The organism is Faecalicatena fissicatena, from assembly GCF_016900595.1.
Taxonomy (GTDB): Bacteria; Bacillota; Clostridia; order Lachnospirales; family Lachnospiraceae; genus Claveliimonas; species Claveliimonas intestinigallinarum.
In genome coordinates, this window is record NZ_JACLYY010000002.1 from 52,881 (window position 1) to 74,877 (window position 21,997).

Here is a 21,997-nt window from a genome sequence, read left to right on the forward strand (position 1 = left end):
AATTTCCAGGCCCGTATGACACAGGGCTGCATCACATCGTCCTGTGGAACCAGATTTTCGCACCCAGGCCCACCAGGCTCACAAAGAGCACAGCTCCGATCAGCACCGCGAACACAGTCATGCTGAAAAATCCCGCCGCAATGGCCGCTGTCAGAAGTCCGAACAGGCTGATGCAGTAGGCTGCCCGGCCCGACTCCCTCTGGATGGCCTGCAGCCGCTCGTCGTGCTCCTTGATGTAGAGCGCCCGCAGCCGCTTCTCATCCCGCAGCGCCCGGACATTCACCACGATCCCGTAGACCGCGATGGTCGCCCAGGCCAGGAACAGGCCGCTCTGAAATCCTCTCATAAAGCTGGCCTCATGCTCATCCGCCCCCAGCCGCATGGCGCTGACGCAGCAGATCACAATGATCATGCAGGAAAAAATGATACCGACGATCATCCAGATGATCTGTCTCTTCAGCTTTGCTCTGTACTCCTTCATCTCACATCTCCTCCTCGTCCACTTCTGAAAAATCAAATACATCCTCAATGGTCACCCCGAAATATCTGGCGATCTTGTGGGCCAGCACAAGGGAAGCCGTGTACTTCTCCTTCTCCAGCGAAATGATCGTCTGCCGGGTGACCCCCACCGCCAGGGCAAGCTCCTCTTGGGAGAGCTTGTATTTCCTGCGCAGCTCCTGAATCCGGGTCTTCATAGGCTCGACATCCCCTTCACAATCGTATAGTTTACTTTACATTTTCAGTATAGTTGGCTTTACATGAAATGTCAAGTGTGTTTTACAATTGTTCATTTCAGACGTAATACTTTTAAAAAGTGTTACGTCTCCTGTTACATTTTTAACACACTTCTTGCATAGAAAAATCCCGGCCGCGGTTCTTGCGCGGCCGGGATCAATAGATCGATATACTGCTTTTTTCTTACCGGATGATTGTGCCGGTCTTTCCCTTGAGTCCGTCCTTCAGCTTGTCAAAGGAAGTGATGAGGGCGCTTCTCCCCTCTCTCTTCTCAATGAACTCCACTGAGGCCTTGAACTTGGGAAGCATGTTGTACACGCCGAAGTGCCCCTCCTCCATGTACTGCTTGGCCTCAGCAAGGGAGATCTCTCCCAGCTCGGACTCCTGAGGGGTGTTCATGTTGATGCGCACCTTCTCCACGCTTGTCAGGATGATCAGCTCGTCCGCGTCGATCTCCTCTGCCATCTTTCCGGCTGTCAGATCCTTCTCAATGACCGCGCTGGCGCCCTTCAGGCGGTGATCCTGCTCCATGACAGGGATGCCGCCGCCTCCGCAGGCAATGACTACCTGATCCGCGCCTATCAACGCCTTGATGGCGTCGATCTCCACAATGCTCACCGGGTTGGGGGCAGAGACTACGCGGCGGAAGCCCTTTCCCGGCTCCTCGATCACATAGTTCCCCTTCTTGCGCTCCTCGTTCGCCTCCTCGGCTGTCATGTAGCGGCCCAGCACCTTGGTGGGCGTGTAGAAGGCCTCGTCGTAGGGATCTACTGTCACCTGCGTCAGTATGGTGCTGACGGTACGGTAAATGCCCCTGTTCAGGAGCGCCTCCCGGATCGCGTTCTGAAGGTCATATCCGATATACCCCTGGCTCATGGCTGAGCACACAGACATGGGAGCCGGCGTGTAATCCTGGTGCACCTTTCCAAACTCATTCATAGCTGTGTGGATCATCCCCACCTGGGGTGCGTTGCTGTGGGTGATGGCTACCTGGTATCCCTCCTCGATCAGATCCGCGATGGATACCGCCGTCCTCCTCACGGCCTCCTTCTGCTCCGGCAGCGTGATCCCCAGCGCTCTGTGTCCTAATGCAACTACTACTCTTTTTTTCATCGCTCTTTCTCCTTTACGCCTCTATGACTTTTCAGACCTCTGTTTTGTCTGTCTTTTGTAGTAAATATAAGGAAATTATATTATTTTTTCACAGAAAATGCAATGGATTTTACACGTCAAACATAGTCTTTAGAAGTCTCTTCCCCGCCTCCGTCTCAAAAACGGCGGAAAGACCGTGTGTGAGGGCCTCCCGGGACATTTTCTCCTCGTAGCCGTTGACCAGGAAATCCGCCTCCAGAAGGATCCGGTAATCCGCGCCGTCCACCCCTGTGTAGGTGTGGTGATGTCCCACCAGATAGCAGATCCGCTCCCGGTCCGCCTCCCCGTAGCCCAGTTCGTCCAGCAGCCTCCCGGCCTCAGCCGGCCCCTCCTGCTCCTGCAGCTTTCCGTTGGAGTACCCGTACTTTTCCTTTGCCGGGCGGATGCCTATGTCGTGCACAAGAGCCGTGGATTTCAAAAGAAACAAGGTGTGTTCATCCAGTCCCTCCGCCTCACCGATCATCTCCGCAAATGCGTACACCTTCAGGAAATGCTGGATCTGCTCCGGGCATCCCCTGTAAAATTCCACCATCTTCTCCTTCAGCGCCTGTATTTTATCCAAATCCATATTCCTCTTCATATGCCTGTCCATCTCCTTTTCTTCCCGCAGCGCCGGCCCTCATCTGCCGGCCTGCCATCTTCCGCTTAAATATTGACAGAAGTATTCTATCATAAATTCATCTTGATTTCTTCCCCTGAAGTGGTATAATTTCCTTATGGGGCATTAGCGCAGTTGGGAGCGCGCCACATTCGCATTGTGGAGGCCACGGGTTCGAATCCCGTATGCTCCAGGACAAAAAACGGAGCTCCGGTATCAGACCGGCAGTTCCGTTTTTTATATTTTCTTTATTTTCCCACTTTATATCTACGATCATCCATGACTATCTGGCAGCCGGTTTTGGGCCGCCTTGTTCTGCCCCTCGCACATTCCGGCAGTCCTCCGCATAGATTAAAGCAGCGGCGCCATGCAGCCGCCTCAAAAAAACAGCGGAGGTAATCTCATGGAACAGATCGTTCAATATATCAAGCCGGAGCTTCTCATAGTATCTGTCATCCTGTATTTCATCGGCATCTGGCTCAAACAGGCGCAGACCGTCAAAGACAAGTATATCCCCCTCATTCTGGGCGGGCTTGGCATCGCTCTGTGCGCCGTTTGGGTCCTGGCCACAAGCCCTCTGCGCACCGGACCGGAGATCGCCATGGCCGCATTTACTGCCATTGTCCAAGGCGTGCTGGTAGCGGGGCTTTCCACCTACGTCAATCAGATCATCAAGCAGGCGGGAAAGTAGAGCAGACAAAATCCCAGAAGGCCCCGGCGGCCTGGGGAAGCATCTGGTATCGGCGCTTCACCATATAGAGCCGGGACTCCTTCCTGGGCTCCACAATGGTCTTGTACACGATCCCATCGCCCCCTGTAAAATACCGGGCGGAGCCGGGGCAGATGGCAATGCCCATGCCCCGCTCCACCATGGGCAGCATGGAGGCGGAGGAATTGTAGTAGCAGAGGATCTCCCTGTCCTGGGCAATCTCGTTGAACCAGTGGTTGATCTCCTCCTGGAGGGAGGCCCGGACAGGGACCATCAGCGTCTCTCCGCCGAGCCGCTCCAGGCGCACCTCGTCCCCTGCCTCCCCGGCCAGAGGATGGTTCCGGCTCATGGCCGCCACCCAGGGCTCGCTCCGCAGAAAAATCTGCTCGCACTGCTCCATATAGACCGGCGCCCTCACGATCCCCACATCCGCAAGGCCCCGCTCCAGCTTGTCCCGGACCTCGTCGCTGTTTCCGCACCAGATCTGGAAATGCACCTGGGGATATTCCCTGTGGAACGCCTCCACCATCTCCGACAGAAGCCCAATGCCGAAGGACTCCGCCGCCGCCACGGAGACAAGTCCGTGGACGGTGCCGCCAAATTTCCCGAGCTGCTCCTTCGTCTTCTCCATGAGCTCTATGATCTCCTCTGCCTGCTGCTTGAGGAACCTCCCCTCCTCTGTCAGCTGTATCTCTTTTTTTCCACGCAGAAACAAAGTGACACCCAGCTCCTCCTCCAGAAGCCGGATCTGCCTGCTCAGAGGCGGCTGGGCGATGCACAGCTTTTTTGCCGCCTGGGTAATATTTCCCTCCTGCACCACCGCAAGGTAATACTTCAAAGACTTTATATCCATCTGCCTCTCCTTTCTCCCTGCCAAACGGGCCGCACCTTTCCCATACTTTTTTTATATGTTTATTCATATATTATATGTATTTTTATATATGTATGCAATATGCTATAATACACAGGACAGCGGTTTACACCGCATTTTAGAAAATCTTTATTCAAATGGTGAACACAGATGGAAAACAAGAAAAAATATGAAACTCCCCTTCATTATATGATGGCCTTTGTAGGCGGTTTTTTCGGGGTCTATGCGATCCTGAGCTTCTGCGACCTCTTCGGAAATGCCCAGACTGCCAATATGATCTACTTTGTGACCGACCTTCTCGGCCATGATTTCGCGGACGCCTGTCTGCGGCTGGGCGGCGTGCTCCTCTTTATGGCTGCCATCGCCCTGACAGTATGGCTTCCCAGACACAGCTCCATCAACCTTCAGGTGGCCAGCATTTTCCTGGACGGGGCCGCAGCAGTCCTTATCGGACTTTTTCCCATGGACATCCACCCGGTTCTGGCTCTCTACCCCTTCTTCTTCGCCACCGCCTTCCAGTGGAACAGCTTTAAGGGGGCAAAGGGCTTTGCCAGCTCCACTTTATTTTCCACCAACAACCTGAAACAGTTCACAATGGCTGTCACGGAAGTCTTCTTAAATAAAGATAAAACCCACACGGTAAAGGCAAAGTTCTTCGGATGTACTCTGCTCTCTTTCCATGTGGGTGTGGCCTGCTCCTTTGCCGCCAGGTCGCTCATCGGGCCAAGGAGCATCTGGTGCGCCCTGCTGCCCCTGGGCATCGCTCTGTACACCGTATGCCTGGCAAATGAGTGGCTTCCTCTGGCTGTGACAGAGGGCGCAAAGGAACAGGGATAGGCAGGCAAGACGCCTTCCTTTCTCTTTCTGTCATGCCATGTCTCCATTCTACATCAGACTGGCATTTTCCCAGTGCAAAAGGCTCCCGCCACATCCGGCAGGAGCCTTTCCATTTCTTAATATAATTCTGCGATATGTTCAGTACTACAGCTGCAGCACCCCGAAGATCACCGCTGTCAGCACGACCACCGCGTTGGTCACGGTCTGGATGGGCACTGCCTTCTTGCAGAAGTGCTGTACCTCCGTCTCCGTCAGCGCGCAGCCAGTGTATGTGGATGAGTTGGTCGGCGTGGAGCTGGTAGCCAGTGACAGGTTGCAGACAAAGGGTGCGATGACTGCCACGGCCGGGATCCCAAAGCCTGCCCCGATGGAAATGAAGATCGGGTACAGTGCGTTAAAGATCTGGAAGGGGATCACGTATATGATCACCACGCACAGGAGCAGCAGGATGATGTGGATGTAGCGGAGCAGGAACTCAGGGCAGAACTGCATGAGCGCGTCTGAGATAGCTCCCACCATTCCGGTGTTGTTGAACACAGCCTGATACACGTTGATGGCGATCAGCATGATGAGGATATTCAGGTACATGGGGCCCACCTTGGCGAATATCTCGCCAAAGTTCTTCGGGTAGTTGAGCATGGCGGTCACAACCGTGGCCACGATGAACACGAAGTAGGGCGCAATGCCGAACACGCCAAGGGCCACCAGGGCGATCACAAAGATGATCAGGTTGACCCAGAAGAGCTTCGGGCGAAGGTTCGGGTTCTCCTCCTTCTTCTCCTCAGCGGTCTCCACCTCAGCCACTGCCTGGAAGGTTCCCACACGTTTCTTGTGCTGCAGGCCAAAGTAGATCCACTGGAGGATGATGGCCGGGATGAAGCACAGGCCCCAGGGCATGGAGGCTGCCGCCAGCTCATTGGCGTCCAGCCCTGCGGAGGAGGCTGTGTAGGCCATGCCGATGCCCCACGGGATGAAGCACAGGGCGGACATAGCTGTCTGGGCGATGATGAAGGCCGCCTCCCTGTCAAAATCAAATCTCTTGTACAGAGGCACAAGGATGGGGAAGGTGATCAGGTAGGCAGGTGTGAAGTTACCTGTCAGGATGCTGAAGCCGCCGATCAGGGTGGTCAGGATCATGATCACGATGACGTTCATCTTGTGTCCCAGCTTTGTCGTCACTGCCGTTACGATAGTGTCAAACACGCCCGCCTCTGTCAGCATCTGGAAATACAGAAATGCGAACAGAAGCATGAAGCCTGCCGACTGCATCATGGATGAAAGCTGCTCCACAACAAAGGTGCTGGTCTCCTCCACGCTGTGTCCCAGGATGAGGGCACAGACAATGGGCACGATGAGAAGCACAAAGTTAAAGGGAACCTTTTTCGTTATAACTGTGGCCACCACGATCAAGATCAGAATAATGGCCATTAACAATATTGTATTCATTTTCTACCGCCCCTCCTGTTTATCTGCCGGTATGTTTCCGGATAAATCCTTCCACAATATCCATATTTTTCTCTGTCCAGAAAGCAATATCCCCGTGGCCCGCGTTTTCCACAAGGTACAGGGTCACGTCCTTGCCCTCCTCCAGAAATTTCTTGTACAGCCGCACGCTCTGATTGTAGGAGACCATATCGTCCGCGATCCCGTGCATCATCAGGATCGGCGGGATCTCTTTGTCTGCCCTGACATAGTTTGTCAGGATGACCGGGCCTGAGAGCTCCGGGTGCTCGTACACATTGTTGCCGCCGATGAGCATGCCCTCCGGGCTGTCCGCCTCGCCCTGGTTGGGAGTGGTGGGGAAATCGCCCTTCTGGCAGATATCGGTCACGCCGTAGAGATCCACGATGGCCTTCACGCCGCAGGACACCTCCGGGTAGATCCCCCCGTCCAGGCAGTCGTCATCTGCGGTGAGTCCTGCTGCCAGAGCCGTGTGTCCGCCGCTTGAGTCACCCATGATCACAATGTTCTCCGGATCAATGTGGTACTCCTCTGCGTGCATCCTGAGGAAGCGCACGCCCGTCTTGGCGTCCTCCACCGGCGCCGGGTAGGAAGCCAGAGAGCTCTCTCTGTACTGGAGGATGGCCGTCACATAGCCCCGCTGGGCCAGCCTTGCCATCACACCCAGGCGCTTGTAGTTGTCCTGCTTCATCCAGGCAGATCCCTGTACATACAGGACTGCCGGGTAGGTGTAGCCTTTGTCCGGCTTCATCTCCGGCACGATCATCTGCAGAGTGCGCTGTATGCCGTCCTTTTCCATGTAGCACACATCATGCTTGTAGATACCGTATACCTCTGTGCCGTCCGCCTCCAGATAATGCACGTCCTCCATAGTGGGGAGCGCCGCCTTGAAGGCTTCAAAATCCATGCTTTTTACTTCTTCGCGCGTCATTTTCTCCATTCCTTTCTCTTCATATTTTTCTTTTCTTATGTCTCTCTTTTGTGTCGCACCTTCTTGATATTGTTAATTTTATAACTATCTCCAACTTTCATGTCAATCTGTTTTCCATTCTCATAATCTATAGAATTTCGCTTAAACCGAAAATTTTTGTTTGTATTTTCTATAATTTCACAATTTCTTCCCCTCCCTGCGTCTTGTTTTATTCACAAAAAAACACAACCTGGAAGTAACTTCCAGGTTGTGTCCTGTCCGCTCTGACCGGAAAAGGAGTCCCTATTTCTCTTCAAGAGGAATAAAGATCTTGAAATAATTCCAGTCGTTCCCGTTCTCGTCAAAGGTGATCTTCAGCCGGATCCCAAAGGCCTCCGATGGCGTGCCGGGCCAAAGCAGTCTGTAATAGCGGCCGATCTCCTCCGCCATGGTCCCGTCCGACACATAGGGGCCGGTGATCTTCAGATAGATCACAAAGGCTCTGCCTGCCGGGACATAGCGGTAGCCCTTCTTCTCCCGGATCCACTCCCGGTCCTCCCCGGGAAAGATGCCCATGCCCCAGGAGTAGCCCCTCTTTTCCCCCCGCAGGTACTCCCTCTCCATGTGCACAGTGGTCTTGCTCACAGGCAGAAGGGTGGACAGGTTGAGCCCGTCCGCCTCCAGATAGTCTCCGCCGTCATAGTCCAGCTCCTTTGTCTGGGAGCGGAAATAGAAATCTCCACACTCCTCTATATACCATTTTCCCAGGCGTCCTTCCAGCTCCCGGATCTCCCTGCGGAAAATCTCCAGCCTTCTCTTCTGCTCTGTAAGGGCACGGATCTCCTCCTCGATCTGGCTCTCCCGCTCATCCAGAAGCTCATCCAGCCGCCGGTCGCCGGCCTCCTTGACCAGCTCCTTTGTCTCCTTCAGGGGAAAGCCCATATTTCTGTATTTCACACACTCGTAGATGTCCGTACAGATCCGCATGTCGTAGGACCGGTAGTTGGAGCTCTCCTTCCGGTTGGAGGAGAGAAGTCCGATCTTCTCATAATATTTAATTGTGTGGGCGGGGATGCCGGTAAATTTTGACAGCGTCCCTATGGTCTTCTCGCTCATTTCTCTTCCCTCTTACGAAATTCCCTTCATGGTCAGCTGGATCCGCTTTTTCTTCAGGTCCACACTCATGACCTTCACATCCACAATATCCCCTACGCTGACCACCTCCAGGGGATGCTTGATAAACTTCTTGTCCGTGATCTGGGAAATATGGACCAGCCCGTCCTGGTGCACGCCAATGTCCACGAACACACCGAAGTCAATGACGTTCCTGACAGTCCCCTTCAGGACCATGCCCTCCTTCAGATCCTTCATCTCCAGCACATCCGTGCGCAGGATGGGCTTTGGCATCTCGTCCCTGGGATCCCGTCCCGGCTTCTCCAGCTCCTTCACGATGTCCCGCAGGGTAGGCTCGCCGATGCCAAGCTCCCCGGCCAGCTTCCCGTAGTCCCGGATGGTGAGGGACAGACCGGTCAGCCTTCCCCCGGCCACATCCTCCGGTGTGAAGCCCTGCCGGCTCAGCAGCTCCCCGGCCGCCTGATAGGTCTCGGGGTGGACCGCCGTTGCGTCCAGGGGATTGTCCCCTCCTGTAATACGCATAAATCCGGCGCTCTGCTCAAAGGCCTTTGGCCCCAGCTTCGGCACCTTCAAAAGCTGCCTTCTGTCCGTAAACCGGCCGTTTTCCTCCCGGTAGGCCACAATATTCTTCGCGATAGCGCCGCTGATGCCTGATATATAGGCAAGAAGCGGCGCAGAGGCCGTGTTCAGATCCACGCCCACTCTGTTCACGCAGTCCTCTACCACACCGGAGAGGGCGTCGCTCAGCTTCTTCTGGTTCATGTCGTGCTGGTACTGGCCCACGCCGATAGACCTGGGATCGATCTTCACCAGCTCCGCCAGCGGATCCTGGAGTCTCCTGGCGATGGAGGCGGCGCTCCTCTGCCCCACATCGAACCTGGGGAACTCCTCGGAGGCCAGCTTGCTGGCCGAGTACACAGAGGCGCCAGCCTCGCTGACAATGACGTACTCCACCTTCTGGGGGATTTCCTTCAGAAGCTCCACGATAAACTGCTCCGACTCCCTGGAGGCGGTGCCGTTCCCCAGGGAGATCAGGGAGATATTGTACTTGGGGATGATCTTTTTCAGCAGATCCTTGGAAGCCTTTATCTTCTGGGGCGTGGTAGGCGCCGTGGGATAGATCACCGTAGTGCCGATAACCTTGCCTGTCGGATCCACCACCGCCAGCTTGCAGCCCGTCCGAAAGGCCGGATCCCAGCCAAGCACCGTACGTCCTGCGATAGGCGGCTGCATGAGGAGCTGTTCCAGGTTCTTCCCGAACACCCGGATGGCCCCGTCCTCCGCGCTCTCTGTCAGCTCGCTTCGTATCTCCCTCTCGATAGCAGGGGCGATGAGCCTCTTATAGCTGTCCTCCACCGCTTCCCTAAGCACCGGGGAGGTGTAGGGGTTGTCCCTGTGTATGGTCTTCTTCTCCAGATACCGGAGGATGTCCTCCTGGGGCGCCTCGATCTTCACGGTGAGGAATTTTTCCTTCTCCCCCCTGTTGATGGCCAGGATCCGGTGCCCCGCCAGCTTTGTCACCGGCTCCTCGAAGTCATAGTACATCTCGTACACAGACTCCGCCTCCTCGTCCTTCGCCTTTGACACCAGCCTGCCCTTCTGCCTTGTCAGCTTCCGGATATGGCTTCTGTAGTCCGCGTCGTCAGAAATATTTTCTGCGATGATGTCCCTGGCCCCGGCGATGGCCTCCTCCGGGGAAGCCACCTCCTTTTCCGGATCCACATACTTTTGCGCCTCCCTCTCCAGAGGCTCCTTTGCGCTCTGCAGACTGATGAAGGCCGCCAGGGGCTCAAGCCCTCTCTCCTTGGCGATGATGGCCCTGGTCCTTCTCTTTGGCCGGTAGGGGCGGTACAGATCCTCCACCTCCACCATGGTCTGCGCGGAGAGGATCTGCTTTTTCAGCTCCTCCGTCAGCTTGCCCTGCTCCTCGATGGTGGACAGGACCTGCTCCTTTTTCTCCTCCAGCCCCCGCAGATACTGGAGCCTCTCGTGGAGAGTCCTAAGCTGGGTGTCGTCCAGGGTGCCGGTGGCCTCCTTTCTGTAACGCGCGATAAAAGGGATGGTGTTCCCCTCATCGATCAGCTTTACAGCGGCATCCACCTGCCATCTCTTCACTCCCAGTTCCTCTGTGATCTTCTGATTAATGTCCATTCTCCTGCTATTCCTCATTTCCTATCATATATCAGTCAAAGCTGCCCGGCGCCAGCCCCAGGGGAACCGGCCCGTCAGGCATGTATAATATGTATTATACCGGAAACAGGACAGACGCGCAACGAGAGACAAAATACCGAGTTCACTCTGTTTTCTTGAAACTGCCCCGGAAATATGCTATGATACAAAAAAGAAACAGTATCACACAAAGGGGATTTATTAATATGGGAGAAACACAGGAATTATCCAGACAGCAGCAGAAGTCAAAGGAGACAAAGGACCGGATCTTCCAGGCCGCAAAGACCATCCTTCGCAAGAAGGGCTACGAGGGGCTGTCCATCAAAAATATATGCGAGGAGGCCGGCGTGTCCAATGGCAGCTTCTACCACCACTTCAAGACAAAGGACGACCTTCTGTCCTACTACATCGAGGAGCAGCCCAGCGTGGACGCGGACTGCCTGGATCTGCCCGCCAACGCGGAGGAGGCCAAGACAGCCATCATACACGTCTATCTGAATTACGTGAAATACTGCCGGGAGCTGGGCCTGGACTTTGTGTCCAACTACTACACGCCAAAAAACCAGTCCCTGAACCCGGACATCCGGACCGAGCGCCCCTACCCCATCGTCACGGTTCAGAATTATCTGCAGCGGGCCCTGGAGGCCGGCGCGATCCAGCTGAAGTATCCTCTCGAGGCAGTCACAAGCGACATCCGCACCATTGTCATCGGCGTGGTGTTCGACTGGTGCCTGAAGATAGGGAAATCTGACTTTGAGGGCAATATGCGCCGTCTTCTCACCACCTACCTGGATGGACTTTTCTGAAATGCATAGTACATAATCCGGCCCCGGCTCCTCATGGCAGCCGGGGCTCTTGCTTTCCCCTGATCCCCGTGATATGATGGGGGCAGACGCCGGCACAGAACACGAAAAGTGCCGGGCAAAGGAGTTATCGATTATGCTGATCATCAGAACAATGGAGAAAAAAGACGAGGCAGTCATCCTGGAAATGATGAAGGACTTTTACAACAGTCCCGCCTGCCTTCACACAGTCCCGGAAGAGAACTTCCGGCGTACACTGGCAGAGGCCGTGGCAGGAAACCCCTGCGTCAGAGTCCTGATCCTGGAGGAACAGGAAGTCAATGACCCACAGGCGGAAGCTGTCACCCTGGGCTATGCCCATTTCACCGTTTCCTGGAACAACGAGGCCGGCGGAGAGCAGATCTGGTTTGACGAGCTGTATCTGAAAGCCGAGGCCAGGGGAAAGGGCTGCGGCACAAAGGTCTTCCGGTGGATCGAGGAGCACTATCCGGATGTAAAGCGTATCCGTCTGGAGGTCACAAAGGAGAACACCCGGGCTATCTCCCTGTACGAGAGGCTGGGATACGGGGAACTCCCCTACTATCAGATGTGCAAGGACTTTTAGTAACACAGGAGCAGGCGCCCTCTTTGGGGGAGGACGCCTGCTCCTTTCTGTCCCTTCCGGCAGATCTGCCACATATTAAATGTACAGCTCGCACTCCTTCCTCTCAGAGCACGTTTTTTTCAGCATAGCGCCCACGGCGGCCAGCATGACGCCGCTCACCTTCCGGGCGGAGTGAGGACAGACGGATACGCAGCGCATGCAGGAAATACAGGCCTTGCTGTCCACGTTTTTGGGGTCATTCTTATCAATGGCCTGCACCGGACATTTCGCAGCGCACAGGCCGCATTTCACGCAGTCCTTTGTGGGCTTCGGCGTCATGCCGGCTCCGCCCTCCTTCTTGTAGGGGCGATTGCCCGGAACCGCCGGCTCTGAGGCGTCTCCTGCGTCCAGCTTCTCCCGGATCTTCCCTCCAAAGCCCTGCAGCTGCTCCTTGTCCTGTGCATCCGGACGGCCCGCCGCGAACTGCCGGGCAATGGAGTGCTCCGCCACAGCGGCCACCGCGGCTGTCACGCGAAAGCCCGCCTGCTTTGCGATATCCTGCAGTTCAACCAGGGTATCCTCGTAAGCCCGGTTGCCGTACACGCAGACAAGAACCGCTCTTGCGCCATTCCCTCTGATGGCCCCAAGTCTCCCGGCCGCTGTCCCCAGCACACGTCCGCCGTAGGACGGAACTGCGATCACCGCCACATCCTCTTCCTCCAGAGAAATGCCGGAGAAATCTGCCCTGCTGTCTGTCAGATCCACGCTCTCTGTCTCTTTGGCCAGCTCTCCCGCCAGAATATCCGCTGCCTTCTTCGTTCCTCCTGTGGGGCTGAAGCAAATCTCATAAAGTTTCATCTCACATCTCCTCCTGTCAATCTCTTACACTTGCAAATCCGCTTCAAAATGTATAAAATAAGATAATGTAAATTGAACATTTACATCTTTGTACAGTATAGCACAGGCCAGATGTAAAATCAACATTTACACCCCCCCCTGTCCCTGTTACAGGAAGCTATATGAATGCCAATGAACAACACCGTTTTAATTATGGAGAGAGGATGGAAAGATGCAGATCAGCATGAAATGCTCCGTGGCAGTACACTGCCTGATTTTTATATATGAAGCGAAGGGAAAGGCCAGGGTGACAAGCACTCTGCTCTCCCAGAGCACAGGCTGCAACCCGGTGGTGATCCGCAATGTGTTCAGCGCCCTGAAGAAAGCCGGGATCATCACCGTCGCCCGGGGTGCCGGAGGCGCCGAGCTTTGCATGTCCCCCGCCGACATCACACTATACATGATCTACCAGGCTCTTGAGCCGGACGGCCTCTCCTCCCTCATCGGGATCCATCCCTGCGCGGACCGGAAATGTCCGGTCGCCCAGAACATCCACCTGGTTCTGCAGGGTCCCTACCAGGAGATTGAGGAAGCTATAAAAAAGACAATGAAGGGAATCACCCTGGAGTCCATGATCGAGGATTTTCACAGGAGGGTGGAGGAGCCGGACTCCTGATCCTCCCGCACCTCCGCTGTGATCCCCCTGTGCTCCACAGAGGTGGAGAACACGATCAGCGTCTTGGTCCGCCCAAAGCGCTGCAGCTCCCCGATAAACTGATCCAGCTCCACTGTGCTGGGGAAGAGCACCTCCAACACCATGGAATAGTCCCCGGTGACGCAGTTGCACTCGATCACATTGGGACAGGCCTTCGCAAAGGGATAAAATTCCTTTTTGTCCTCAGGCACCACCTCCAGATTGATCAGCGCCTTGATGTGATACCCCAGAGCGACCGGGTCGATCTGGGCGTGGTAGCCAGTGATAAATCCTTTTTCCTCCATCTTCTCTATTCTGGCGGACACGGCCGGCGTGGAGAGGTAGACCTTATTGGCTATCTCCTTCAGGGGCGTCTTCGCGTTCTCCTGCAGAATGTCCAAAATCACCTTGTCTATTGCGTCCAGCTTGTCATTTTTCATGCGCTCTCCTCCTGTTCTCTGTCCTGCCGTCAGCATACAGCCGGGATCTTCCCCGCAAAATAAAAAAGGCGTATCCGCACTTCCCCCGCGGACACACCCTTGCGTCTCAAATTCATGTTGCTGTCAGATTTTATATTTTTATACGCCAAGCATAGCACCGGCGCGCTCTCCTGTCAATCGGGCTTTGATTTTAAGCTCCACCTTTCAGGTTTAATTTTTTTAAGTATCAAGCGTCAGATTGTTTCAAAGTAAAACATTTTCAGTAAAAAAAGTAAATCTTTCTCGTTGTTTTCTCCCCCCATTGACTCCTGATTTTCAAAGTCTTACCATTTTTTTCAGTTGATGCGCAGCAGCAAAAAGCAGTGAAGGAGAAAAAACATGTCACATACATACGATCCCTATACCAATGTAATCGACACCATGACCAAGGCAATGGAGCTGGGACACATCGACCAGTCCATGTTTGAGATCCTGAAAAATCCCCAGCGGGAAATCAAGGTATATCTACCTGTAGAAATGGACGACGGCACGGTCCGGGTCTTCGAGGGATACCGGGTACAGCACTCCAATATCCGCGGCCCCTTTAAGGGCGGCATCCGCTATCACCAGAACTGCGATTTAAATGAGGTGAAGGCCCTGGCAACATGGATGACCCTGAAGTGCGCGGTCGCCGACATTCCCTACGGCGGCGCCAAGGGCGGCATCCAGGTGGATCCCCACACCCTCTCCAGAAGAGAGCTGAGAAACCTGACCCGGCGGTACACCTTTGCCATCGCCCCCATCATCGGGTCCGACACAGACATCCCCGCTCCCGACGTGAACACCAATCCCCAGACCATGGCCTGGCTGCTGGACACCTACAGTCAGCTGAAAGGGCATCCCTGTCCCGGCGTGGTGACCGGCAAGCCTGTGGAACTGGGCGGCTCAAAGGGAAGGAATTCCGCCACCGGCCGGGGCGTGGTCATCAGCACCAAGCTCCTCCTGGCACAGCAGGGACGCGGACTTGCCGGTACCACCGTCGCCATCCAGGGGATGGGAAATGTGGGCGCCAATGCGGCCCGCATCTTCTACCACAGGGGCGTGAAAGTGATCGCCATCAGCGACATCTCCGGCGGTCTCTACTGCGAGGATGGACTGGATATCGACACCATCTCTGTCTTTCTGGATCAGGAGGGCGCTCTTCTGAAGGATTACAGCGCGCCGGGCATCCGGCATATCTCCAACGAGGAGATCCTGACCTGCAAGTGCGATGTGCTCGTTCCCGCCGCCCTGGAAAATCAGATCACAGCGGAAAATGCCGGCAAACTGAACTGCTCCTTCATCGTGGAGGCCGCCAACGGCCCTACCACCGAGGAGGCGGACGCCATCCTGGAAAAGCGGGGCATCACCCTCATACCGGATATCTTCGCCAACAGCGGCGGCGTCATCGTCTCCTACTTTGAGTGGGTGCAGAACATCCAGGAGCTGACCTGGGACCGTGACCAGGTAAACGAAATGCTGGAAAAGCTCATGACCCGATCCTTCCAGAGCCTTCTGGACGTTGTGGATGAGTGTCACTGCACGCTCCGCATGGCGGCCTACATCGTGGCCCTGCGGAAGCTGGTCACAGCAGAAAAGATGAAGGGGATCTTTCCGTAAAAAGATCCCCTTCATCTTTACCCGTCCTGTTTATCCTTCCGCGTACTTCCTGATGCTGGACGCATTGGTCAGCTTCTCCACCCCGTTCTCTCCGATCACCACCAGAGTCGGCGCGGACATGATCCGGTACTTCTTTGCCAGGTCTTTGTGCTCCTGGGCATCCACCACCCTGTACTCGATGTGGGCCTCCTCCAGCGCCTGCTTTGCGATGGCGCAGTTGGGGCAGGTCCTGGTAGTGAAGAGCAGCTTCACAGGGGCCGCCAAAGCTTCGTAATTCTCTCCCGCTGTCGTTTTTTCTTCCATCTCTCCCTGCATCTCATCCCCCTGGTCATGGGCGTGGAAATGAGAGTGGCTCAGGTCGTAGACCTTTCTGTCCCTGAACTCCTGGGCTTTTCCGTCGTTCCAATTCTGCACCGGGCGGTAGTAGCCGGTGATGCGGCTGTAGACCTCCGTCTTCTGTCCGCACTCCGGGCAGGTGTAGTGCTCGCCCGCAATGTAGCCGTGATCCTTACAGATGGAGTAGGTGGGGGACAGTGTATAGTAGGGGAGCTTATAGTTCTCCGCAATCTTTCGCACCAGGGCCGCCGCCGACTTCCAGGAGGGAAGCTTCTCTCCCAGGAAGGCGTGGAAGACGGTTCCCGAGGTGTACAGCGTCTGCAGCTCATCCTGGATGTCCAGGGCATCGAAAATGTCCTCTGTGTACCCCACCGGCAGATGGGTGCTGTTGGTGTAGTAGGGTGTCCCGTTCCCCTCCGCCGCTGTGATGATGTCCGGGAACTGCTCCACATCATGCTTGGCAAACCGGTAGGCCGTGGACTCCGCCGGGGTGGCCTCCAGGTTGTAGAGGTCGCCGTACTCCTCCTGGTAGCTTGACAGGCGCTCCCGCATGTGGTTCAGTACCCGCTTGGAAAATTCCTGGGTCTCCGGGTGGGTCATGTCCTTTCTGATCCACCTTGCGTTCAGCCCCGCTTCGTTCATGCCCACAAGGCCAATGGTGGAAAAATGGTTCTCAAAGGTGCCCAGATACCGCTTTGTGTAGGGGTAGAGCCCTCCCTCCAGGAGCTTTGTGATAACCGTTCTCTTCACGTGGAGGGATCTGGCGGAGATATCCATCAGGTGGTCCAGCCTCTCCATGAACTCCTCCTCATTCTCCGACTGGTAGGCAAGCCGTGGCATGTTGATGGTGACCACGCCCACAGAGCCTGTGCTCTCCCCGCTGCCGAAGAAGCCGCCGGATTTCTTGCGCAGCTCCCGCAGATCCAGGCGGAGACGGCAGCACATGCTGCGCACGTCGCTTGGCTCCATGTCGCTGTTGATGTAGTTGGAGAAATAGGGTGTGCCGTACTTGGACGTCATCTCAAAGAGAAGCCGGTTGTTCTCCGTGTCAGACCAGTCAAAGTCGCTGGTGATGGAGTAGGTGGGGATGGGATACTGGAAGCCCCTCCCGTGGGCGTCCCCCTCGATCATGATCTCAATGAACGCCTTGTTAATCATGTCCATCTCCTTTTTGCAGTCCCCGTAGGTGAAATCCATCTCCTTTCCGCCCACGATGGCCGGCAGGTTCGCCAGGTCGTCCGGCACCGTCCAGTCCAGGGTGATGTTGGAAAAAGGCGCCTGGGTTCCCCAGCGAGAGGGCGTATTGACACCGTAAATAAAGGACTCTATGCACTTTTTCACACCCTCGTAGTCCAGGTGATCCGTCTTTACAAAGGGCGCAAGGTAGGTGTCAAAGGAGGAAAATGCCTGGGCTCCGGCCCACTCGTTCTGCATGATGCCGAGGAAATTCACCATCTGGTTGCACAGCACGCTTAAGTGCTTTGCCGGGGAGGAGGAGATTTTTCCCGGAATTCCTCCCAGCCCCTCCTGGATCAGCTGTTTCAGGGACCAGCCCGCGCAGTAGCCGGTCAGCATGGACAGGTCGTGGATATGGATGTCCGCGTTCCTGTGGGCCTGTCCGATTTCCTCGTCGTAGATTTCCGAAAGCCAGTAGTTGGCTGTGATAGCTCCTGAATTGCTGAGGATGAGTCCCCCCACAGAGTAGGTGACCGTGGAGTTCTCCTTCACCCTCCAGTCGTTGATATTGACATAGTTATCCACGATCTCTTTGTAGTTCAGCATGGTGGAATTCAGATTGCGGATCTTCTCCCTGTTCTTCCGGTAGAGAATGTAGGCCTTGGCCACGTCCGCGTAGCCCGCCTGGACCAGCACCCGCTCCACACTGTCCTGGATCTCCTCCACCTGGACAAGCCCCTCTCTGATCTTTGGCTCAAAATCCGCCGTCACCTTCAGCGCCAGCATATCGATGATGGTGGGATGATACTGCTTCTTTTGTGCCTCAAAGGCCTTTGTGATGGCCGCGCTGATCTTGGCTATGTCAAAGTCTGCGATCTGGCCGTCTCTCTTTACAACCTGGTACATGTGACAACCTCCCCTTTTTATCTGTTTGGCTTCGCTCAATTTTTTCGTTCCGACCTCTTTATCATAGCATCACAGTCCAGCGCAGTCAACAAAAACAACAATATATTGTGTTGTATTTTCCCTGTCACGCACAATATATTGTTGTTATGTATTCTTTACGTAATAGTCACACTCCCCGGAGCTGCGCGGTTTTCACGTACTTTTTGACGATCTCCAGCGCCTGGAGGAGGATTTTTTTGTCGTAGGCGTGGAGGCCGGGAGCGAGTACATGCCCGGAGTCCACGAACTGCTGGAGGAAATACTGGTCTGCCCCCTCGATCCATTTTCCCATGGCCTCAAAGTCCGCTCTCTGGTGGAACTCACGCACTACTGTGGTGCGGAACTCATAGGGAATGTCGCCGCCCATGAGGAGGCGGATGCTCCTGTCAATCCGCTCCACATCGCACAGGGGCGCCCCCGCAGTCCTTCCGTAGTGCTCCGGCGAGTTCTTCAGGTCCATGGCCACATAGTCCAGAAGTCCCTGCCCCGCCAGGTACTCCAGTCGGTCCGGCAGGCTCCCGTTGGTGTCCAGCTTGACGCAGTATCCGAGAGAGCGCACCTCCCGGATAAATTCCTCCAGATCCGGCTGCAGGAGGGGTTCTCCCCCGCTTATGCACACTCCCTCCAGTATGCCCTGCCGTTTTTTCAGGAACCGGAAAATCTCTTCCCCGGCTACAGTCTTCTCCGCCTCTCCTGTCACCAGATCCCTGTTGTGGCAGAAGGGGCACCGGAAATTGCATCCCCCGGTAAAAATCGTGCACGCCACCTTGCCCGGATAGTCCAGAAGGGTCAGCTTCTGTATGCCGCAAATGACCATGACCTGTCGCCTCCTCCTCATATTTATGCACTACTATAGCATATTTTTTTCAAATGAGGAATGACAAAAACCGGAATGAGGCTTATAATGGAGCGTATATCATGAAATGACTGAAGGAGGAGACTACATGGACAAAATCAGAAAACAGATCCTTCTCACACTTGAGACAAACAGCAGGATCGACCTAAGCGAGCTGGCCGTGCTTCTGGGCACCGATGAGGTGACCATCGCAAACGAGGTGGCGGCCATGGAAAAGGAACATATCATCTGCGGCTATCACACACTGATCGACTGGGACAGAGCGGGCGAATCCCTCGTCAACGCCCTCATCGAGGTGCGCGTCACCCCCCAGAGGGATCAGGGCTTTGACAAGGTAGCGGAGCGCATTTACAACTACCCGGAGGTCTCCGCCGTGTACCTCATATCCGGCGGCTACGACCTGCTTGTGACCATCGAGGGCCGCACCCTGCAGGAGATCTCACATTTTGTCTCCGGCAAGCTGTCCCCTATCGACGAGGTCATCAGCACTGCCACCTATTTTATTCTGAAAAAATACAAAGACCACGGAACCGTCCTGGCAAAACCATCTAAAGGAGAAAGGATGCTGATCACACCATGACAAGAAACCCATTATCTAAAAAAGCCACTGCCCTGGCTCCCTCCGGCATCCGGAAGTTTTTCGACATTGTGAGCGAGATGGAGGACGCCATCTCCCTGGGCGTAGGGGAGCCTGATTTTGACACCCCCTGGCGAGTCCGGGAGGAGGGTATCTACTCTCTGGAGAGAGGGCGCACCTTCTATACATCCAACGCGGGGCTCAAAGAGCTGAAGGTGGAGATCAGCCGGCACCTGGAGCGGACCATCCATGTAAACTACGATTACAACAGTGAGGTGCTGGTGACCGTGGGGGGAAGCGAGGCCATTGACCTGGCCTTTCGGGCTATGCTGGATCCCGGGGACGAGGTGCTCATCCCCCAGCCAAGCTATGTGTCCTACCTGCCCTGCGCCGTGCTGGCAGACGGAGTTCCTGTAACCATCCCCCTGCAGCACAAAAACGCCTTCAAGCTGATACGGGAAGAGCTGGAGACAGCCATCACACCCAGGACGAAGATCCTGGTCCTCCCCTTCCCCAACAACCCTACCGGCTCGGTCATGACCCGGGAGGATCTGGAGCCCATCGCGCAGGCTGTCATCGAGCACGACCTCTATGTAGTCTCCGATGAGATCTACTCTGAACTGACCTACAACGGAGCGCACTGCTCCATCGCATCTCTGCCGGGCATGCGGGACCGAACCCTGGTCATCAACGGCTTCTCCAAAGGCTTTGCCATGACCGGCTGGCGTCTGGGCTATGTCTGCGGACCCGCTCCCATCGTAGAGCAGATGACCAAGATCCACCAGTATGCCATCATGTGCGCTCCCACTACCAGCCAGTACGCAGCTGTGGAGGCTCTGCGAAACTGCGGCAGGGACGTGGAGCAGATGCGGGAGTCCTACAACCAGAGACGCCGCTTCCTTATGAACGAGTTCCGGAAGATGGGGCTGGAGTGCTTTGAGCCCTATGGCGCCTTCTACGCCTTCCCCTCCATCCGGGAGTTCGGCATGACCTCCGAGGAATTTGCCACCCGCCTACTCCAGGAGGAAAAGGTGGCCGTCGTGCCGGGGACTGCCTTCGGCGACTGCGGAGAAGGGTTCCTCCGTATCTCCTACGCCTACTCTCTGGCGGATTTAAAGGAAGCCCTCGGACGGCTGGAGAAGTTCGTCAGCCGGCTGCGGGGATAATTTACACCCTCATCCTCCGCACAGACATCCGGAACAGGAAAAGTCCCGCCACAAACACAACCGCCAGCACGGACACGCCCAGGTTGGTGCTGCCTGTAAGCTGGGACACCACGCCCACAAGGGTGGTGCCGATAAAGGACGCCCCCTTGCCGCAGATGTCCAGAAGGCCGAAGTACTCACCGGACTTTTCCGGCGGGATCAGCTTGGCAAAGTGGGATCTGGACAGGGCCTGGATGCCGCCCTGGAAGAGTCCCACGCAGACCGCCAGGATCCAGAACTGGAACTGGCTCTCCATGAACAGGGCAAAGATGGCGATGCCTGTGTAGGCCAGGATACAGACTGTGATCAGGTTTGCAGAAGGATACTTCTTTGTCAGCTTTCCAAAGGCAATAGCCGATGGGAAGGCCACGATCTGGGTCACCAGGAGAGCCAGGAGGAGCCCGGTGGTGTCAAGTCCGAGAGCCGTCCCGTATGCCGTGGCCATGTCGATGATGGTGTAGACTCCATCAATGTAGAAGAAGTAAGCCACCAGGAAAATGAGGATCTTCCTGTCCTTTGCCAGCTCCTTCAGAGTGCGCCACAGCCGGCCAAAGCTCTCGCTGACCATGCCCGGCTCCTTCTCCACATAGTGGATCTGGCGGTATTTCCGCAGGAGCGGTGTGGTGGCCAGGAACCACCAGACCGCCACGATGAGGAAGGAGATCCCCATGGCCGTCTGCATGGAGAGCCCCAGGCTCCCGGCTCCCAGCACGATCCCCAGGCTGACGATGAAGGGGATACAGCTTCCGATATAGCCCCAGGCATAGCCCTGGGAGGAGACATCGTCCAGCCTGTCCTTCTCTGTCACGTCGTGGAGCATGGAGTCGTAGAACACAAGGCTGGAGGAATATCCGATCTTGGCGATCACAAAGATGACCAGGAAGCTCAGCCAGGTGGCGGCGATGCCCATGGCCACGCACCCGATCACTCCCACCAGAAGGGTAGCCAGAAAGACCGGCTTCTTGTAGTTCTTCGTGTCCGCCACAGCGCCGAACACAGGCCCGATAAAAGCCACCGCCAGGGTGGCCACGGAGGCTGCGTACCCCCAGTAGGCCAGATATGTAACAGAGGACAGCCCCGCCTCCTCTGCCAGGTAGTTAAAATAGATGGGAATGATGGTGGACACAAGCAGGGTGAAGGCAGAGTTGCCCACGTCGTACAGGATCCACGCCTTTTCCAGGGATGTATATTTCTTCATTTTCCGTTCTCTCCTTTTGCACAGCGCGGTCCATGCCGCCCTGTTCTCATAAAATTACATCTATACAAGTATACCCCCGGTTTGTCAATTTGCAAACAGAAAAAAGTTAAGTTCCTGTAAAGTGTTTCTATTT

General features: G+C 55.5%; 22 protein-coding genes and 1 tRNA gene. 9 read left to right on the plus strand and 14 right to left on the minus strand.

What is annotated here, in order from left to right:
- Positions 1 to 31: 31 nt before the first annotated feature.
- From H7U36_RS02235 to H7U36_RS02250, 4 genes are all read right to left on the minus strand, one after another.
- Entirely contained in the window at positions 32 to 481 is a 450-nt protein-coding gene (locus H7U36_RS02235) for a hypothetical protein (protein WP_033125653.1), read from the minus strand.
- 1 nt (position 482) lies between these two features.
- Entirely contained in the window at positions 483 to 695 is a 213-nt protein-coding gene (locus H7U36_RS02240; RefSeq protein WP_033125652.1) for a helix-turn-helix transcriptional regulator, read from the minus strand.
- 223 nt (positions 696 to 918) lie between these two features.
- On the minus strand, positions 919 to 1,848 hold the full coding sequence (gene arcC, locus H7U36_RS02245; protein ID WP_033125651.1) for a carbamate kinase: 930 nt from the start codon (positions 1,846 to 1,848) through the stop codon (positions 919 to 921).
- Between the two features lie 109 nt (positions 1,849 to 1,957).
- Positions 1,958 to 2,455 carry an HD domain-containing protein gene (locus H7U36_RS02250; protein ID WP_243426671.1) on the minus strand — a complete coding sequence of 166 codons (498 nt, stop codon included), beginning with the start codon at positions 2,453 to 2,455 and terminating at the stop codon, positions 1,958 to 1,960.
- 150 nt (positions 2,456 to 2,605) lie between these two features.
- On the opposite strand from H7U36_RS02250, the gene H7U36_RS02255 reads away from it, so the two are divergent.
- Positions 2,606 to 2,678: transfer RNA gene (locus tag H7U36_RS02255), tRNA-Ala, on the plus strand.
- Between the two features lie 210 nt (positions 2,679 to 2,888).
- Positions 2,889 to 3,176 carry a phage holin family protein gene (locus H7U36_RS02260; protein ID WP_033125650.1) on the plus strand — a complete coding sequence of 96 codons (288 nt, stop codon included), beginning with the start codon at positions 2,889 to 2,891 and terminating at the stop codon, positions 3,174 to 3,176.
- Here H7U36_RS02260 and H7U36_RS02265 read toward each other — a convergent pair.
- Positions 3,157 to 4,032, minus strand: a complete 876-nt coding sequence (locus tag H7U36_RS02265) for a LysR family transcriptional regulator (RefSeq protein WP_243426672.1) — start codon at positions 4,030 to 4,032, stop codon at positions 3,157 to 3,159. The genes H7U36_RS02260 and H7U36_RS02265 overlap by 20 nt on opposite strands.
- 222 nt (positions 4,033 to 4,254) lie before the next feature.
- On the opposite strand from H7U36_RS02265, the gene H7U36_RS02270 reads away from it, so the two are divergent.
- Entirely contained in the window at positions 4,255 to 4,902 is a 648-nt protein-coding gene (locus H7U36_RS02270) for a YoaK family protein (RefSeq protein ID WP_205155650.1), read from the plus strand.
- 144 nt (positions 4,903 to 5,046) lie between these two features.
- On the opposite strand, the gene H7U36_RS02275 is transcribed toward H7U36_RS02270, so the two are convergent.
- From H7U36_RS02275 to H7U36_RS02290, 4 genes are all read right to left on the minus strand, one after another.
- On the minus strand, positions 5,047 to 6,348 hold the full coding sequence (locus H7U36_RS02275; protein ID WP_138302845.1) for an SLC13 family permease: 1,302 nt from the start codon (positions 6,346 to 6,348) through the stop codon (positions 5,047 to 5,049).
- A 19-nt stretch (positions 6,349 to 6,367) separates the two neighbouring features.
- Positions 6,368 to 7,270, minus strand: coding sequence for an alpha/beta hydrolase (locus tag H7U36_RS02280; RefSeq protein WP_243426673.1), 903 nt, complete (start codon positions 7,268 to 7,270; stop codon positions 6,368 to 6,370).
- A gap of 306 nt (positions 7,271 to 7,576) precedes the next feature.
- On the minus strand, positions 7,577 to 8,389 hold the full coding sequence (locus H7U36_RS02285) for a helix-turn-helix domain-containing protein (protein ID WP_033125646.1): 813 nt from the start codon (positions 8,387 to 8,389) through the stop codon (positions 7,577 to 7,579).
- A gap of 12 nt (positions 8,390 to 8,401) precedes the next feature.
- A complete protein-coding gene (locus tag H7U36_RS02290; RefSeq protein ID WP_205155651.1) occupies positions 8,402 to 10,558 on the minus strand; it encodes a Tex family protein in 2,157 nt (718 codons plus the stop codon).
- Positions 10,559 to 10,782: 224 nt separating this feature from the next.
- On the opposite strand from H7U36_RS02290, the gene H7U36_RS02295 reads away from it, so the two are divergent.
- Both H7U36_RS02295 and H7U36_RS02300 read left to right on the plus strand, forming a co-directional pair.
- Positions 10,783 to 11,382 (plus strand): TetR/AcrR family transcriptional regulator, encoded by a 600-nt coding sequence (locus H7U36_RS02295; protein WP_033125644.1) that lies wholly within the window; start codon positions 10,783 to 10,785, stop codon positions 11,380 to 11,382.
- Positions 11,383 to 11,515: 133 nt separating this feature from the next.
- Entirely contained in the window at positions 11,516 to 11,983 is a 468-nt protein-coding gene (locus tag H7U36_RS02300) for a GNAT family N-acetyltransferase (protein ID WP_205147735.1), read from the plus strand.
- 75 nt (positions 11,984 to 12,058) lie between these two features.
- Here H7U36_RS02300 and H7U36_RS02305 read toward each other — a convergent pair whose 3' ends face one another.
- Positions 12,059 to 12,820, minus strand: coding sequence for a 4Fe-4S binding protein (locus H7U36_RS02305; protein WP_205155652.1), 762 nt, complete (start codon positions 12,818 to 12,820; stop codon positions 12,059 to 12,061).
- A 211-nt stretch (positions 12,821 to 13,031) separates the two neighbouring features.
- On the opposite strand from H7U36_RS02305, the gene H7U36_RS02310 reads away from it, so the two are divergent.
- On the plus strand, positions 13,032 to 13,475 hold the full coding sequence (locus tag H7U36_RS02310; protein ID WP_033125641.1) for an Rrf2 family transcriptional regulator: 444 nt from the start codon (positions 13,032 to 13,034) through the stop codon (positions 13,473 to 13,475).
- On the opposite strand, the gene H7U36_RS02315 is transcribed toward H7U36_RS02310, so the two are convergent.
- On the minus strand, positions 13,445 to 13,918 hold the full coding sequence (locus tag H7U36_RS02315; RefSeq protein WP_033125715.1) for an Lrp/AsnC family transcriptional regulator: 474 nt from the start codon (positions 13,916 to 13,918) through the stop codon (positions 13,445 to 13,447). The genes H7U36_RS02310 and H7U36_RS02315 overlap by 31 nt on opposite strands.
- Positions 13,919 to 14,311: 393 nt before the next feature.
- Between H7U36_RS02315 and H7U36_RS02320 the strand changes: the two genes are divergently transcribed.
- Complete coding sequence (locus tag H7U36_RS02320; protein WP_033125640.1) at positions 14,312 to 15,571, plus strand: Glu/Leu/Phe/Val family dehydrogenase; 1,260 nt, start codon at positions 14,312 to 14,314, stop codon at positions 15,569 to 15,571.
- Between the two features lie 30 nt (positions 15,572 to 15,601).
- Here H7U36_RS02320 and H7U36_RS02325 read toward each other — a convergent pair whose 3' ends face one another.
- The gene (locus H7U36_RS02325; RefSeq protein WP_191493883.1) at positions 15,602 to 17,989 is read right to left on the minus strand and encodes a ribonucleoside triphosphate reductase; all 2,388 of its coding nucleotides are present in this window, start codon (positions 17,987 to 17,989) and stop codon (positions 15,602 to 15,604) included.
- Between the two features lie 166 nt (positions 17,990 to 18,155).
- On the minus strand, positions 18,156 to 18,845 hold the full coding sequence (locus H7U36_RS02330; RefSeq protein WP_033125638.1) for an anaerobic ribonucleoside-triphosphate reductase activating protein: 690 nt from the start codon (positions 18,843 to 18,845) through the stop codon (positions 18,156 to 18,158).
- Positions 18,846 to 18,972: 127 nt separating this feature from the next.
- Here H7U36_RS02330 and H7U36_RS02335 point away from each other — a divergent pair, with 127 nt between their 5' ends.
- A complete protein-coding gene (locus H7U36_RS02335; protein WP_033125637.1) occupies positions 18,973 to 19,464 on the plus strand; it encodes an Lrp/AsnC family transcriptional regulator in 492 nt (163 codons plus the stop codon).
- On the plus strand, positions 19,461 to 20,627 hold the full coding sequence (locus tag H7U36_RS02340; protein ID WP_205155653.1) for an aminotransferase class I/II-fold pyridoxal phosphate-dependent enzyme: 1,167 nt from the start codon (positions 19,461 to 19,463) through the stop codon (positions 20,625 to 20,627). The genes H7U36_RS02335 and H7U36_RS02340 overlap by 4 nt, the downstream gene beginning before the upstream one ends.
- A gap of 1 nt (position 20,628) precedes the next feature.
- Here H7U36_RS02340 and H7U36_RS02345 read toward each other — a convergent pair whose 3' ends face one another.
- Positions 20,629 to 21,864: an MFS transporter gene (locus tag H7U36_RS02345; protein ID WP_205155654.1), complete on the minus strand. Its 1,236-nt coding sequence runs from the start codon at positions 21,862 to 21,864 to the stop codon at positions 20,629 to 20,631.
- Positions 21,865 to 21,997 lie beyond the last annotated feature (133 nt).

Coding starts and splice junctions, on each gene's coding strand:
- H7U36_RS02275 (WP_138302845.1), bottom strand. CDS start 6,348: ATGAATACAATATTGTTAATGGCCATTATTCTGATCTTGATCGTGGTG.
- H7U36_RS02270 (WP_205155650.1), top strand. CDS start 4,255: ATGATGGCCTTTGTAGGCGGTTTTTTCGGGGTCTATGCGATCCTGAGC.
- H7U36_RS02345 (WP_205155654.1), bottom strand. CDS start 21,864: ATGAAGAAATATACATCCCTGGAAAAGGCGTGGATCCTGTACGACGTG.
- H7U36_RS02330 (WP_033125638.1), bottom strand. CDS start 18,845: ATGGTCATTTGCGGCATACAGAAGCTGACCCTTCTGGACTATCCGGGC.
- H7U36_RS02260 (WP_033125650.1), top strand. CDS start 2,889: ATGGAACAGATCGTTCAATATATCAAGCCGGAGCTTCTCATAGTATCT.
- arcC (WP_033125651.1), bottom strand. CDS start 1,848: ATGAAAAAAAGAGTAGTAGTTGCATTAGGACACAGAGCGCTGGGGATC.
- H7U36_RS02325 (WP_191493883.1), bottom strand. CDS start 17,989: ATGTACCAGGTTGTAAAGAGAGACGGCCAGATCGCAGACTTTGACATA.
- H7U36_RS02295 (WP_033125644.1), top strand. CDS start 10,783: ATGGGAGAAACACAGGAATTATCCAGACAGCAGCAGAAGTCAAAGGAG.
- H7U36_RS02340 (WP_205155653.1), top strand. CDS start 19,461: ATGACAAGAAACCCATTATCTAAAAAAGCCACTGCCCTGGCTCCCTCC.
- H7U36_RS02310 (WP_033125641.1), top strand. CDS start 13,032: ATGCAGATCAGCATGAAATGCTCCGTGGCAGTACACTGCCTGATTTTT.
- H7U36_RS02285 (WP_033125646.1), bottom strand. CDS start 8,389: ATGAGCGAGAAGACCATAGGGACGCTGTCAAAATTTACCGGCATCCCC.
- H7U36_RS02305 (WP_205155652.1), bottom strand. CDS start 12,820: ATGAAACTTTATGAGATTTGCTTCAGCCCCACAGGAGGAACGAAGAAG.
- H7U36_RS02250 (WP_243426671.1), bottom strand. CDS start 2,455: ATGGATTTGGATAAAATACAGGCGCTGAAGGAGAAGATGGTGGAATTT.
- H7U36_RS02300 (WP_205147735.1), top strand. CDS start 11,516: ATGCTGATCATCAGAACAATGGAGAAAAAAGACGAGGCAGTCATCCTG.
- H7U36_RS02290 (WP_205155651.1), bottom strand. CDS start 10,558: ATGGACATTAATCAGAAGATCACAGAGGAACTGGGAGTGAAGAGATGG.
- H7U36_RS02335 (WP_033125637.1), top strand. CDS start 18,973: ATGGACAAAATCAGAAAACAGATCCTTCTCACACTTGAGACAAACAGC.
- H7U36_RS02235 (WP_033125653.1), bottom strand. CDS start 481: ATGAAGGAGTACAGAGCAAAGCTGAAGAGACAGATCATCTGGATGATC.
- H7U36_RS02280 (WP_243426673.1), bottom strand. CDS start 7,270: ATGGATTTTGAAGCCTTCAAGGCGGCGCTCCCCACTATGGAGGACGTG.
- H7U36_RS02320 (WP_033125640.1), top strand. CDS start 14,312: ATGTCACATACATACGATCCCTATACCAATGTAATCGACACCATGACC.
- H7U36_RS02240 (WP_033125652.1), bottom strand. CDS start 695: ATGAAGACCCGGATTCAGGAGCTGCGCAGGAAATACAAGCTCTCCCAA.